We start from the raw sequence: 12,837 nt of genomic DNA on the forward strand, positions 1-12,837 counted from the left end.
TTGCTAGACATAGGTATCGATAATCAGTTAGCAAGTGACTATGGAATATGTATGGTAGAACGCCCTATTATTCCTACAGCAGAACAGGAAGTAGAACATATTGAAGTGCCGGGTAGACATGGTTCACTTACAAAAAAAGGGGCGTTTAAAAACGTCCCTTTAAAAATAAAGTTCAATATGCTTGAAGAAGAGAATATTAAGCCACTAGTTCGGCGCATGAAGGCTTGGTTGATGAATGGCAAGACACTATATTTTACAGATGATGATGTGTATCGAAAAATTAAACATGTTGTAATAGGTGATATTGCAAATGAAATTGAAGAACACGGTGAGTTTGAAGTCGACTTTACGCTTGATCCTTTTGAGTATACAGAAGATGTAAACATAATGTTGAGTACTCCTGGATCTATTTATAATCCGGGTACAATGGAATCGGCTCCAATGTTGTTCGTTGCAGGTAATGGTACATTTCGAATTTCCATTAATGATGTTTCTTTTCAGATTAAAGATGTAAATGGTTCTGTTGTAGTAGATTCAGAATTATTAGAGGCATACAGTGGTACAGTGCCAATGAATGATAAAATGATTGGTGATTTTCCAGAATTTCAAATAGGAGTAAATAAAATAGAGTGGTCAGGGGCTATTCAATTTATTTCAATTCAGCCAAGATGGAGATATAAATAATGATTACTTTATATAAACCAAATGAAACAGATTTTACGCATAATGGAATTGGTGTTTTAGATAAACATATTTATAGTGCAACTGTTGAGGAGGAACTCAACGGTTTATTTGTTTTTAATTTTAATTATCCTTTATTTGCTCCATATGGAACGAAAATTGACGGGATGAGCATCATAAAAGTTCCTACTCCTGATGGGGATCAGTTATTTCGCGTGGTAACTCCTAAAGTGAGTATGGGAGAAATCAAAGCGGTTTGTTACCATATTTTTTATGATTTAACAGAAAATTTGATTGAAGATATATTTATTCAGCCCACAAATGGTAGTGCAGCTATGGCTAGGTTGTCATCAGGGTGTCAATATAAGCATCCTTTTACTTTTTATTCAGATATAACCAATATATCCACCGCGCGTATTGTTCGAAAGAATCCAGTTGAAGCAATGTTGGATACGAGCCAAGATAATTCATTCGTAAATCGATGGGGTGGTGAATTAAAAAGGGATAACTTTGATGTGAAGATGTTGAAAAACCGAGGAGCTAACCGTGGGGTAGTTATCAGGCATAAAAAAGATTTGTTAGGTTATGAAGGAAGTGTGGACTGGAAAAGCCCTACTACCAGAATTATGCCACAAGGGTTTGACGGATTGTTATTACCAGAAAAATATGTAGATAGTCCACTGATTCATAAGTATCCACATCCGAGAATACGAGTTATTGAATTTAATCATATAAAAGCAGCTATTGGTAAAAATGCAAATGATGAAGACGCATTACCTGTAGAAGAAGCGTATAACAGGTTACGTCAAGCCGCTAAAGCTATGTTTGATATTCAGATGGTCGATCAACCAAAAGCGACATATAAGGTTGAATTTCAAGAGTTGTCTCAAACAGAGGAGTATAAAGAATATAAAATTTTGCAGCGTGTCTGGATGGGCGATATTGTTACAGTTAAACATGAGGAAGATGGTATTGATATTCAAGCAAAAGTTATTGCGTATAAATATGATCCGATTAAAAAGGAATATATCAATGTAACCATTGGAAACTTTAAAGAATCTTTTACAGATATGGCTGGTAAGGTAGATCAAATCCAACAAGATTTATCCAATATGCCAGGATCTTTACTGGATGCAGCGAAAGAAAATGCCACAAAATTAATCAATTCGGGATTTGGTGGAAATGTACGTGTATATCCAGACCGAATTTTAATTATGGATACCAAAAATGAAATGACAGCTTCAAAAGTGTGGCAGTGGAACATAAACGGATTAGGGTATTCATCAAACGGGGTAAATGGTCCGTATGAAATAGCAATGACAAAAGATGGGCGTATTGTTGCGGATTTTATTACCACTGGAGTATTGAATGGAAATTTGATTCGAGGCGGAGAAATAACAGGAACTACTCTTAGAACTGCCAATGATTCTAACTATGTCTCTATTTCCAAACAGTTTATTAGGTTAATGGAATCGTATATCACTCGGATTTTCATGGGCTATTATATAAATCAAAGTAATATCATGCAACCCACTATTGTATTAGGTGGCAACAATGATATAACAGCAACGCAGGGTGCAGTGTTAATTTACCAACTCGAAGGTTCTCCCAAGTCAGGAGGAATCGGAATATCAAATGGATACCTAAATGGTGATCCAAACAGAGTCTATTTTTCAGCGGCCCTTGCGTTTAATCAAAATGGACATGCAGAATTAAGAGCGGATCAAAGCCTAGAACTAGAGTCAAAAGCATCCTATGCTTCTTTGAGAAGCCAAAATAATCTTTTTCTGGAAAGCAGAACAGGTGGTGCTTATTTCACTGCAAAAGAAGGGTTTAATTTCCGCCAAAATGGAGATCGAGTTGTTGATTTGAAGTTGACACCTGGTGGAGATAGTGACATCGTATTTCAGAACATCTTATTACGGAACAACAGAAATTATGAAAATACCTATGTGCAAGTGAAAAGTGCTGGGGGAACTTATTTCAACGGTGTTTTAGCAGCAGATTTTAAAGTATCTTCTAAAAAGAAATATAAAACAAATATACGTGATATTAAATTTGATGCGTTAGAGAAGGTAATGGGCTGGGAAATTAAACAGTACAACCTTAAGACAGAAGTAGCCGAGTTGTATGATATGCGTATGAAACGTAAAGAAGGAGATCCAATCCTTACAACAAATGATATTACAACTCATTATGGAGTTGTGCTTCCGGATGAATCAAAAGAAAATGGTGTTGGCTTATATGGGATGATTGCGCAGACTGTTAAAGCATTTCAGGAGTATGTAGCCAAAACAGATGCTAGAATCGAAGAATTAGAGCCAATAAAGCCTAAAGGAAATATAAAACACAGGAACAAAGTAAAACGTCAAAGAAGACCGCCTAGACGCGTGAAAAGGAATAGTTAGAGAGAGGTGTAGTCATGCGAAATGAGGAAATTATTATAGATTTAGCAGATCCTGTGTTTACCAAAACAATTCGTTCGAGACAAAATGATAAAAACGGCTTGAAAATTACAGTATACGTAAGAGAAAAGGGGCAAATTGTTGATTTAACAGGGTATGCAGTGAAGTACGAAGCGATTAATCAAGTCGGACTGTTTGTTCGAGATGATGCTCAAATAGTTGATGCAAAGAATGGCGTATTTTCATACACATTGTCCTCGCAAGCTGTTTCCATATCGGATGATTGGACAGCTTATTTTGTGATGGAAAAAAGTACAGAACGAATGAGTACACCAGACATTCGTATTACATTAAGGCGAGATGTGAAAGAAGGTAATATCAAAATAGAAAACTATATTTCTGAGTTTGATAAGGCTCTTGAAATGATTAAAGGGTATCAAAAGCAAATTGATGAAGCAAATAAACGCGTAAATGAATTAACAGCAGCGGTTACAGGACAGAAGTATCAGTTATGGAAGGTTACGGATGATGATGGAACTTCTATTGATTTAGCTGCTAATACGGACTTGAATACCATTTTAAAAACTGGAACTTATGTTGGAAGTCAACTTAAAAATACACCTAACGCCTCCATCTATACGTTTTTTGTTGCTGTAGAATCCGCCACAAATGCAGCTCTTGTTCAAAAAGCTACTCTGTTAGGAAATTGGAATGATACATACATTCGAATTAATAACGGTGGTAAGTGGTCTGAGTGGTCTCGTATGGTATTAGAGAAAGAGGTTGTACCTAAAACAGGTGGGGCGTATACGGGAACAACTCATTTTAATACTGATAATGCTATTGTCATTGGAAGTCGTTCATTCAAAACAGTTCTCCATAAAGGCGCACAAGGACAACTTGTTATTGCCCCTTCAACTAAAGAACAAGAAGAATCGTGGGATTGGACAAAGCGAGTTGAAATTCGAACCGATGGAACCATTAGACAAGCAACCGATACAGATTGGATTAACCTTCCTACAACTGGTGTAGAGACCATTGCTGATAGGATAATGAAGTACAAGAGAAGTGGGGAACAAATATCTGTTATTGGATCAGTTAAATATCTAGCAAATACAACAATATTTGCAACCCTTCCGGCTGGATTTCGCCCTGTACAAAATATTGCTTTCCCAGCACTTGCATATGGCAATGGACCAACAGTTTGTGAAGTTACAGTTAAAAGTGATGGTGGAATTTTCTTAAATGGTGTTCAAAATGGAAATGTCATTCATATTGCGATGAGCTTTTTAATTTAGATATTACAGATTAAGCGTGCATAAGCAGGCTTTTTTATTTTGTATAAAATAGGGCTTTGATTCAATTCATCAATCAAGAGGAGTGATTTCACTTCTCTTTTTATTTTGAGGAGATGATCAGTGTGAAACGAATAGTAGATCAAGTAATTTATGAAAAGCATGTTAGCCAAGAAAATAAAAACCTAGTCAAAGATTTTCTTATTGAAAAGAAAGCACAAGGGAAAGCGGCAAGCACTTTACAGCAATACAATTGGGATTTGCGAATTATTTTGTTTCTAATACATCAACACTTTGAAAATAAAAATCTGGTTGAATTAACACGTAAAGACATTCGAAACTTATCTATTATTTTTCAAGAGATGGGAATGTCTAATGCGCGTGTAAATGGATTGATGAGCGCTTTACGTTCAGCACTTGAGTTTTGTGCAGATGATGATGACTATGATTATGAATTTAATGTAGGTTCACGGGTCCGTGGTTTACCTAAGAACCCGATTAGAGAAATTACATTTATTACTGAGGATCAGATTAATTGGTTAATCGATGAATTACTTGAGCAAGAAAAATATATGTTGGCAACGTATTTAGCACTTTCATATTACAGTGCGGCTAGAAAGAATGAGGTATACCAGGTTCAAAAAGAAGGGCTGACAGAACAATATTATACAAATGTGGTACGAGGAAAACGCGGTAAGAAGTTTAGATTATATTACAATCACCGGGTGCAGAAATGCATTCGTTTATATATAAATCAGCGAGGTAAGGATACTATTCCAGATTTGTTTGTGCGTGTTTATAAGAATGGGGAGAGAAAAAGATTGAACAAGAGTGTATTTAATTATTGGTGCGACATATTTGCTAAGATGCTAAACGAAAAGGAAGGGAAGGAATTTAAAATGAATCCTCACTGTTTCCGACATAGCAGATTAGATAATTTGAAAGTACAAGGAGTACCACTTGAAAAACTAAAATCACTCGCTAACCATTCTGATATTTCCACAACTGAATCTTATTTAAAAGATAGAAGTGAGGAAGATATTGCAGAGATATTTGGAATGGACCCAAGTTGCTTTGCAGCTTAAAAAGGAGAGGGAAAGATGGATCGTATTGATGTATTATTGAAAACATTTATAGCTACGTTTGGTGGCTTCTGTGGGTATTTTTTGGGAGGATGGGATGCAACATTGAAAGTCTTAGTGACGATGGCAGTTATTGATTATTTAACTGGCATGATTGCAGCAGGTTATAACGGAGAATTAAAAAGCAAAGTTGGTTTCAAAGGCATCGCCAAAAAGGTGGTGCTTTTTATTTTGGTCGGTGCGGCCGCCCAGCTCGATACAGTACTTGGAAGTAACAATGCAATTCGTGAAGCGACAATCTTTTTTTTCATGGGGAATGAATTGCTTTCACTTTTAGAAAATGCTGGACGAATGGGTATTCCACTCCCACAACCATTAACAAATGCAGTTGAAATTTTAGGTGGCAAACAAAAACAAGAAGAGAAAAAAGGAGATGTTCAATAATGGGACACATTGTAGATATTTCAAAATGGAATGGTGATATTAATTGGCCTGTGGCAAAACAATACATTGATTTCATAATTGCGCGCGTACAAGATGGTTCGAATTATGTAGATCCATTATATAAAGGATATGTACAAGCCATGAAACAACATGGGATTCCTTTTGGGAACTATGCATTCTGTCGTTTCGTTTCTGAAAATGACGCACGTGTAGAAGCTCGAGACTTCTGGAATCGTGGAGACAAGAGTGCAACAGTCTGGGTCGCTGACGTGGAAGTAAAAACAATGGATGATATGAGAGCGGGCACGCAAGCGTTTATCGATGAACTACGCCGATTAGGTGCTCAAAAAGTTGGTTTATATGTTGGCCATCATATGTATGCTCCATTCGGAATGGCAAATGTAAAATCAGACTTTGTGTGGATTCCTCGTTATGGTGGAAATAGACCAGCTTATCCATGTGATATTTGGCAATACACTGAAACAGGAAATGTCCCTGGTATTGGAAAATGTGATTTAAATGAATTAATTGGAAGTAAGTCGTTAGATTGGTTTACAAATAAATCGTATAAAGAAGAAGGAGTGGAGATTATCGTGAACAAACATAATAAGGTGGTTACTTACGAATTTGGTGTGAATTTAATTCCTGAAATGATTCAAATGATGGATAAGCTTGGATACACTTCAAAAATTGTTTCTCGCGGAGATCGTCAAGGGCTTGTTTATTTTGAGTCGGATTATCGTCAAGGTAGCGAGCTAGATAAAGCAACAGCGTGGTTAGATGCTAAAGGATTAAAGTATTACTATACAAAAGAATAATTTTGTAAACAAAAAGAGCCGTCAGTTGACGGCTCTTTTTGTTATTTCTACGATTTTTAAAATTTACTTCTTATTTAATGCGCGGAATATAGGTTTCAATATTTTACCGAATATACGATATGCGTTAAAAATAGATCTTATGGCTTTCATGTAATCTCCACCTTGAAATTTATTTAATATTTGATTCTTCTTCAATCCAAATATCTTCTACATGTAAATTTAATGTTTTTGCGATTTTAATAGCATTTCGTAAAGAAGGCTCACTTTTACCATGTACGATTTGACTTAGTTGCTGTGGTGTAATTTGCACTCTTTTTGCTAACGCTCCTTGTTTTATCATCCGATCATCTAAAATTTCTTTGAGCCTACATTTCATATCTATTCACCTCATCTTCGTATATTCGATAACAAAGTGAAAATTCCTATTTACTTTTTTTAAGATGGACAAACAAGTTTTTGTTTTCTAGTTCATATACCTATATCAAGACCACGAGGAATACCAAGTGGAACTAAGGACAACAAGAGGGGAGAGGATTACATGCGTTGGCAGTACAATCATCTGAACACAACTCCATATCTTCATCCGTCAAAGGAATTACGCTCGATGTACAATGAATCTAGATCAAGAACAGAAACGGAATCAATTATGAATCATATGAAAAATCATGAAGTGTTTAATAACAAGGAATATAAAAGATATTTCAGTTTATCCCAGGTTATTGAAGAGGATCTATACGGTGAGGAAGAAGATATTTTAAATTGGGAAACTTTAATGGACTGTTATGATGCAGTCCTTACAAGAAAAGGTATTATATTTCGTGAAAAAGAAGAGGAGGAATAGGTATGACACTCGCAGGAGAAGCGGTAGTTATTTGGACGGCAACAGGTTTGTCAGTAGTTGCAATGAAGGTGGCAGAAAAAATGGGGAAGAGTGTTCCGCATTGGCTTCCACGTATTACTTTGTACACAACGCTTACAGGCTCGTTTCTATACCTTCTACGTTATGTTCTAGTTATGTTTCTATGAAGGAATGCGATGTGGAATTTTATTATTCTTTATGTCATAAGGAGTTTAGCTTGTATGCACGTATTCCTTGAAACAGGGATATATACCCTCTATAAGAGGGATATAGGGAGTGATTTTATGTTGGAGCTATTATCGGTACCGGTCGCTGGATTATTATTCGCTATACTTGGTGATAAACTTAAAAGGAAAGATGATGACCGTAAAAAGATACAAGTATTTTTTGAGGTAAGTGGAATTGCTATCCGGATTGGGGAGAGATTACAGTATCCGGTTTTTCTTGAGCAAAAAAATGATGATCGAAGCACAACTTATGTATATCGATTACCGGTAGGGATGCCAAGTAAAATTATTCAGAAAGTTGAGGATGTTGTTTCTGAAGGATTGAACAAACCCGTTCGAATTGATTACGACAATTACAAATTAAATATTCGTGTTTTTCATAGAGATATACCGAAAAAATGGTCATGGTCTACGGATTTAGTGACACAAGGGAAATGGCGTGTACCAATGGGCCAAAGTTTAGAAAAGCTTATCTACCATGATTTTGATAAAACTCCACATATGACACTAGGTGGTCTCACCCGAATGGGTAAGACGGTGTTTCTAAAGAATGTAGTTACTTCACTTACTTTAGCGCAACCAGAGCATATTCATTTATACATTATTGATTTAAAAGGCGGTTTGGAGTTCGGGCCATATAAGAATTTAAAACAAATAGTTTCCATTGCTGAGAAGCCTATAGAAGCCTTTATGGTATTAAAGGATATTCTTGAGAAGATGGAAGAGAAAATGCAATACATGAAAGATAGACATTATACAAACGTTGTAGAAACAAGTATTAAAGAGCGCTATTTCATAATAGTAGACGAAGGTGCTGAATTGTGCCCTGATAAAAGTATGAAAAAGGAGCAACAAAGATTATTGGGAGCTTGTCAACAAATGCTTTCTCATATAGCGCGTATAGGTGGAGCTTTAGGATTTAGATTAATTTTCTGTACACAGTATCCGACAGGAGATACATTACCACGTCAAGTGAAACAAAATAGTGATGCGAAATTAGGTTTTAGATTACCGACTCAAACAGCTTCAAGCGTTGTTATAGATGAACCGGGATTAGAATCAATAAAAAGCATTCCTGGACGTGCAATTTTTAAAACGGATAGGCTTACCGAAATACAAGTTCCTTACATTAGTAATGAAATGATGTGGAATTATTTAAAACAATATGAGGTGGAGAAACATGAGGATGCAAACGCATATGCAAATCAACCGTCAAATGGCGATACTTGCGACGATTAGGAAGCTACAGTTTGCAACAAGAAGGCATTTAATGAGTGTACATGAAATGGGGGGGATAAGAAATGCAAATCGAATTATGAAGGATCTCTCTTCTTACACGAGTAAATTAACTCACAATAAAGAATATGTTTATTATTTAAATCAATCAGGGCACAAGTTATTTGGTGAAGGAAAAGTAGTTCATCATAGTAGAGTAGCACATGCTATTTTACGTAATGAAGCATGGTTACAACTATTTTGTCCAGATGATTGGCAGATTGAAACAGAAATAAGGTATATAAAAGATGATAAGAAAAAGAAGATTATTCCAGATGTGAAGTTTCGTGATGAAGATAGGATACTTCACGCAGTAGAAATAGATCGTACTCAAAAGATGGTAGTCAATGATGAGAAATTAAAATGTTATGAAGAGTTTACTAAAATATATAAGCAAAAATATAAAGGAAAAGTGCCAGTTATCCATTTCTTCACCATTACAAAATATAGAGAAAAGAAGTTGGAGCAACTGGCAGCAAAATATGATGTGTTTGTAAAAGTATATGTAATCCAAGAAATTTAATTCTGTAGGCAATAACAAGAAAAGTATAGGGGAATATATATAAGAAGAGAGTGATCGCAAACGACCACTCTCTTTTGACCACGCAGACCACATTGACCACAACTTGTACCACATTTATTATTTACTTTATGTCCATTTTGTCTAAAATAGAAAATATAGCTGGACAAAAACACACGTTTTAACACATAATGGACACAATGCTTCTTTAGAGGTGTAAAGAAAAAACATTGACAAATATAAAATGGCTAGCTATAATTTTGTTTGTTGCCTTGAGGTGATATGATATGAAATGGTCCATCCATCAATTGAATAAATTGAGAAATAAAGGATTGACATTGGATGAGATGGTAGATGTAAGTGAGCTAAAAGAGGTCGAGAAAGATATTCGTGAAATTAATCCTGTTCATGTAACGGGAAGAGTTGATTTTGGCTCCGGTAAGTTTACGTTTCATCTACATATAACTGGAAGCATGGTTTTACCATGTTCTCGCTCTTTAGTAGATGTGACATTACCATTTGACATTAAAACAACTGAGGTGTTCCAAACTTCACAAGAAGAATTTGAAACTGAAGCTGAAATTCATTCTTTAGAAGGAGAAGTACTTGACTTACTGCCCGTAATCAAGGAAAATATACTTTTGGAGATTCCAATGCAAATTTTCAGTGATGATGTTTCTGGTGGAGCACCGATGCAAGGTCAAGACTGGCAAGTGATTTCGGAAGAAGACAAAGAAAAGACTGTTGATCCAAGATTGGCAGGACTTGCAAAGTTTTTTGACAAATAATCGGAAGACTGGTTCAGGCCTTCATATGAAAATAACTATTTCTTTTAAGGAGGTGGGAAGAATGGCTGTACCTTTTAGAAGAACTTCTAAAACAGTAAAAAGAAAGCGTCGTACGCATTTCAAATTATCAGTACCTGGTATGGTAGAGTGCCCAAGCTGTGGTGAAGCGAAATTAGCTCACCGTGTATGTAAAGCATGCGGTACTTACAAAGGTAAAGAAGTAATCAGCAAGTAATTGCGGGAAAATAAACGCAGAAGATATCTTCTGCGTTTATTTTTTTGTCTTAATCTTTAGTTGTTGTATTCTATCTTTTCTAGTAACTGCATATGCTTAATAAAAAATGCATAGGGAGGACTAGAGAGATGGCGACAACAAGACAAGATGCTTGGACTGATGATGAAGATTTGCTTCTGGCAGAAGTAGTACTCCGGCATATTCGAGAAGGTGGAACACAACTTTCTGCCTTTAAGGAAGTGGGGAAAAATTTATCTCGTACACCAGCAGCATGTGGGTTTAGATGGAATTCTTACGTAAGAAAGCAATATAAAGAACGTATTGAGGAAGCAAAGCAACTTCGTAAAGTAGAAAATTATGAAGTGAAAGAGACAAAGGTGTTAGAACCTACGTCAATTACGTTGAATGATGTTATTGATTTCTTGCAAAATTATAAAGATGAAAACTCTTTAACGGTGTTGCAACAACAAGTTGAATCATTACAAACAGAAAGAGAGCGTCTTCTGGAGCGATTATCAGTATATGAAGAAGAGTATAGAACACTACTTGATTATATCGATCAAAAAAGAAGTGTAATGGTAGCGGAAAGAAACAATGCTCGCTCGAATGAGAAGTTAGAGAAGCTTAAGAAATAAAAAACAGCTGTTATACAGCTGTTTTTTTCAGGCTGTGGAGAAAGTCTTCTCCACAGCCTGTTTTTGTGTCTGAACCTCTTTTTATGTGTCAACACTGATAAAAAAGAGGAAAAGGAGAGAGTTTTTATGATGGGTGCTTTAAAAAATCATCGTGATGAACGTGTATCTGTTTCTGTAGAAGAGTTGGTTCCACAAGATCATTTCCTTCGTGCGATTGAAGCGACAATTAGTTTTGATTTTATTGAAGAGAAATTACGCCCTTATTACTGTGAAAACAATGGACGTCCGTCAATCCATCCTATCGTTTTATTTAAAATGATGTTTATTGGATATTTTTACGGTATTCGTTCGGAGCGTCAATTGGAAAAAGAGATTAAAACGAATATCGCCTACCGTTGGTTTTTAGGATTTTCTCTATCAGATACTATTCCAGATCATTCTACAATCAGTTGGAATCGCCGTACCCGCTTTATTCATACAAATATTTTCGAAGAAATTTTTGATGAGATCGTGAGGCAAGCGACAGAGCACCGGATGGTGGGAGGACGTGCGCTAATGACAGATTCTACGCACATTAAGGCCAATGCCAATAAAAATAAATTTGTACATAAATATAAAAAAGAAAAAGCAAAGTTTTATATAGATGAGCTAGAAGCTGCGGTAATCGAAGATCGTAAGGTACATGGAAAAAAGAATTAAAACCTAGAGAGGAAAGTGATACCCCTACCAAAAAAACTCGTATAAGTACAACGGATCCAGATAGTGGATTTTTAATGAGAGATGGAAAACCGAACGGTTTTCATTTCTTAGACCATCGTACGACTGATGCGAAGTACAATATTATTACAGATACCTATGTAACGGCTGGAAATATGGCAGATTCCGAGCCATATTTAGCACGCCTCCAAGCTCAAATTGATAAATTCGGGTTCAAAGTAGAAGCTGTAGCTCTTGATGCAGGCTATTTTACGAGCTATATCTGTAAGAAATTATCGGAGAGAAATATATTTATGGTGATGGGGTATCGCCGATTTGGAAAAAGAAATAAAGAAGTACCAAAAAGCCAATTTAAATATGTAGAAGAAATGAATGCATTCGCTTGTCCGATGGGGTGTATTTTAGAGTATGCGACAACGGATCGTGAAGGATATCGTCAATATAAATCGAAGCCAGAAGACTGCGCTGTTTGTCCGCTACGTGAGGTATGTTTTTCAAAGAAACAAAAACAAAAAGTTATCACTCATCATATATGGGAGAAATATAAGGATATCGCTAGAAAAAACAAACTAACAGTTACAGGGAAAAAGTTGTACAAAGTACGCTGTTCAACTATAGAGCGAAGCTTTGCAGACGCCAAAGAACTACATGGCTATCGATATGCTCGATTTCGAGGGCTGAAGTCTGTCCAAATGCAGGCTTATCTCACCGCAGCTTGTCAAAACATGAAAAAAATAGCCCTCCATCTGACCAAAAAAGGTCTGGTGGAGGGCTATTTTTTTGAAACTCTATTATTTTATGTTGTTTTTATTCGCTAAAATCAAAATGATTACAGAGTGTTGGGAACCCCTAAAGG

Annotated in this window: 15 protein-coding genes; 14 read left to right on the forward strand and 1 reads right to left on the reverse strand. The window is 36.0% G+C overall.

The annotated features are described in order from the left end of the window. From QCI79_RS21115 to QCI79_RS21140, 6 genes are all read left to right on the forward strand, one after another. Positions 1–684 (forward strand): phage tail domain-containing protein, encoded by a 684-nt coding sequence (locus QCI79_RS21115; RefSeq protein WP_023901438.1) that lies wholly within the window; start codon positions 1–3, stop codon positions 682–684. After that, positions 684–3,089, forward strand: coding sequence for a phage tail spike protein (locus QCI79_RS21120; protein WP_021728194.1), 2,406 nt, complete (start codon positions 684–686; stop codon positions 3,087–3,089). The genes QCI79_RS21115 and QCI79_RS21120 overlap by 1 nt, the downstream gene beginning before the upstream one ends. 14 nt (positions 3,090–3,103) lie before the next feature. Continuing rightward, the gene (locus QCI79_RS21125) at positions 3,104–4,384 is read left to right on the forward strand and encodes a BppU family phage baseplate upper protein (RefSeq protein ID WP_021728193.1); all 1,281 of its coding nucleotides are present in this window, start codon (positions 3,104–3,106) and stop codon (positions 4,382–4,384) included. A gap of 122 nt (positions 4,385–4,506) precedes the next feature. After that, positions 4,507–5,466 (forward strand): tyrosine-type recombinase/integrase, encoded by a 960-nt coding sequence (locus QCI79_RS21130; RefSeq protein ID WP_021728192.1) that lies wholly within the window; start codon positions 4,507–4,509, stop codon positions 5,464–5,466. Positions 5,467–5,481: 15 nt separating this feature from the next. Beyond that, positions 5,482–5,907, forward strand: a complete 426-nt coding sequence (locus tag QCI79_RS21135; protein ID WP_000373895.1) for a phage holin family protein — start codon at positions 5,482–5,484, stop codon at positions 5,905–5,907. Then, positions 5,907–6,725: a GH25 family lysozyme gene (locus tag QCI79_RS21140; protein WP_021728191.1), complete on the forward strand. Its 819-nt coding sequence runs from the start codon at positions 5,907–5,909 to the stop codon at positions 6,723–6,725. Before QCI79_RS21135 ends, QCI79_RS21140 begins: the two co-directional genes overlap by 1 nt. 169 nt (positions 6,726–6,894) lie before the next feature. Here the strand turns inward: QCI79_RS21140 and QCI79_RS21145 are convergent, their stop codons facing one another. Further along, positions 6,895–7,101 (reverse strand): helix-turn-helix transcriptional regulator, encoded by a 207-nt coding sequence (locus QCI79_RS21145; RefSeq protein WP_021728012.1) that lies wholly within the window; start codon positions 7,099–7,101, stop codon positions 6,895–6,897. A gap of 162 nt (positions 7,102–7,263) precedes the next feature. On the opposite strand from QCI79_RS21145, the gene QCI79_RS21150 reads away from it, so the two are divergent. The 8 genes from QCI79_RS21150 to QCI79_RS21185 all read left to right on the forward strand — a co-directional run bounded on the left by QCI79_RS21150 (position 7,264) and on the right by QCI79_RS21185 (position 12,799). Next, positions 7,264–7,566, forward strand: coding sequence for a hypothetical protein (locus QCI79_RS21150; protein WP_021728013.1), 303 nt, complete (start codon positions 7,264–7,266; stop codon positions 7,564–7,566). Between the two features lie 2 nt (positions 7,567–7,568). After that, on the forward strand, positions 7,569–7,751 hold the full coding sequence (locus QCI79_RS21155) for a hypothetical protein (protein WP_016099698.1): 183 nt from the start codon (positions 7,569–7,571) through the stop codon (positions 7,749–7,751). A 117-nt stretch (positions 7,752–7,868) separates the two neighbouring features. Then, on the forward strand, positions 7,869–9,050 hold the full coding sequence (locus tag QCI79_RS21160; RefSeq protein WP_021728014.1) for an FtsK/SpoIIIE domain-containing protein: 1,182 nt from the start codon (positions 7,869–7,871) through the stop codon (positions 9,048–9,050). Further along, on the forward strand, positions 8,992–9,609 hold the full coding sequence (locus QCI79_RS21165) for a replication-relaxation family protein (RefSeq protein ID WP_031303055.1): 618 nt from the start codon (positions 8,992–8,994) through the stop codon (positions 9,607–9,609). Before QCI79_RS21160 ends, QCI79_RS21165 begins: the two co-directional genes overlap by 59 nt. A gap of 284 nt (positions 9,610–9,893) precedes the next feature. After that, the gene (locus QCI79_RS21170) at positions 9,894–10,394 is read left to right on the forward strand and encodes a YceD family protein (protein ID WP_000872147.1); all 501 of its coding nucleotides are present in this window, start codon (positions 9,894–9,896) and stop codon (positions 10,392–10,394) included. Positions 10,395–10,455: 61 nt separating this feature from the next. Then, positions 10,456–10,629 carry a 50S ribosomal protein L32 gene (rpmF, locus tag QCI79_RS21175; RefSeq protein WP_001984764.1) on the forward strand — a complete coding sequence of 58 codons (174 nt, stop codon included), beginning with the start codon at positions 10,456–10,458 and terminating at the stop codon, positions 10,627–10,629. A 128-nt stretch (positions 10,630–10,757) separates the two neighbouring features. Continuing rightward, positions 10,758–11,264: an RsfA family transcriptional regulator gene (locus QCI79_RS21180; protein ID WP_000246468.1), complete on the forward strand. Its 507-nt coding sequence runs from the start codon at positions 10,758–10,760 to the stop codon at positions 11,262–11,264. A gap of 126 nt (positions 11,265–11,390) precedes the next feature. Then, positions 11,391–12,799 (forward strand): IS1182 family transposase gene (locus QCI79_RS21185; protein ID WP_097914644.1). Its coding sequence is split into 2 segments (ribosomal slippage): positions 11,391–11,952 and positions 11,952–12,799, totalling 1,410 coding nucleotides; the frame shifts between segments, so codons are not numbered across the junction. Positions 12,800–12,837 lie beyond the last annotated feature (38 nt).

Source organism: Bacillus cereus group sp. MG1, from assembly GCF_040460035.1.
Taxonomy (GTDB): Bacteria; Bacillota; Bacilli; order Bacillales; family Bacillaceae_G; genus Bacillus_A; species Bacillus_A cereus.

Coding starts and splice junctions, on each gene's coding strand:
- QCI79_RS21120 (WP_021728194.1), top strand. CDS start 684: ATGATTACTTTATATAAACCAAATGAAACAGATTTTACGCATAATGGA.
- QCI79_RS21125 (WP_021728193.1), top strand. CDS start 3,104: ATGCGAAATGAGGAAATTATTATAGATTTAGCAGATCCTGTGTTTACC.
- QCI79_RS21135 (WP_000373895.1), top strand. CDS start 5,482: ATGGATCGTATTGATGTATTATTGAAAACATTTATAGCTACGTTTGGT.
- QCI79_RS21140 (WP_021728191.1), top strand. CDS start 5,907: ATGGGACACATTGTAGATATTTCAAAATGGAATGGTGATATTAATTGG.
- QCI79_RS21145 (WP_021728012.1), bottom strand. CDS start 7,101: ATGAAATGTAGGCTCAAAGAAATTTTAGATGATCGGATGATAAAACAA.
- QCI79_RS21150 (WP_021728013.1), top strand. CDS start 7,264: ATGCGTTGGCAGTACAATCATCTGAACACAACTCCATATCTTCATCCG.
- QCI79_RS21155 (WP_016099698.1), top strand. CDS start 7,569: ATGACACTCGCAGGAGAAGCGGTAGTTATTTGGACGGCAACAGGTTTG.
- QCI79_RS21160 (WP_021728014.1), top strand. CDS start 7,869: ATGTTGGAGCTATTATCGGTACCGGTCGCTGGATTATTATTCGCTATA.
- QCI79_RS21165 (WP_031303055.1), top strand. CDS start 8,992: ATGAGGATGCAAACGCATATGCAAATCAACCGTCAAATGGCGATACTT.
- QCI79_RS21170 (WP_000872147.1), top strand. CDS start 9,894: ATGAAATGGTCCATCCATCAATTGAATAAATTGAGAAATAAAGGATTG.
- rpmF (WP_001984764.1), top strand. CDS start 10,456: ATGGCTGTACCTTTTAGAAGAACTTCTAAAACAGTAAAAAGAAAGCGT.
- QCI79_RS21180 (WP_000246468.1), top strand. CDS start 10,758: ATGGCGACAACAAGACAAGATGCTTGGACTGATGATGAAGATTTGCTT.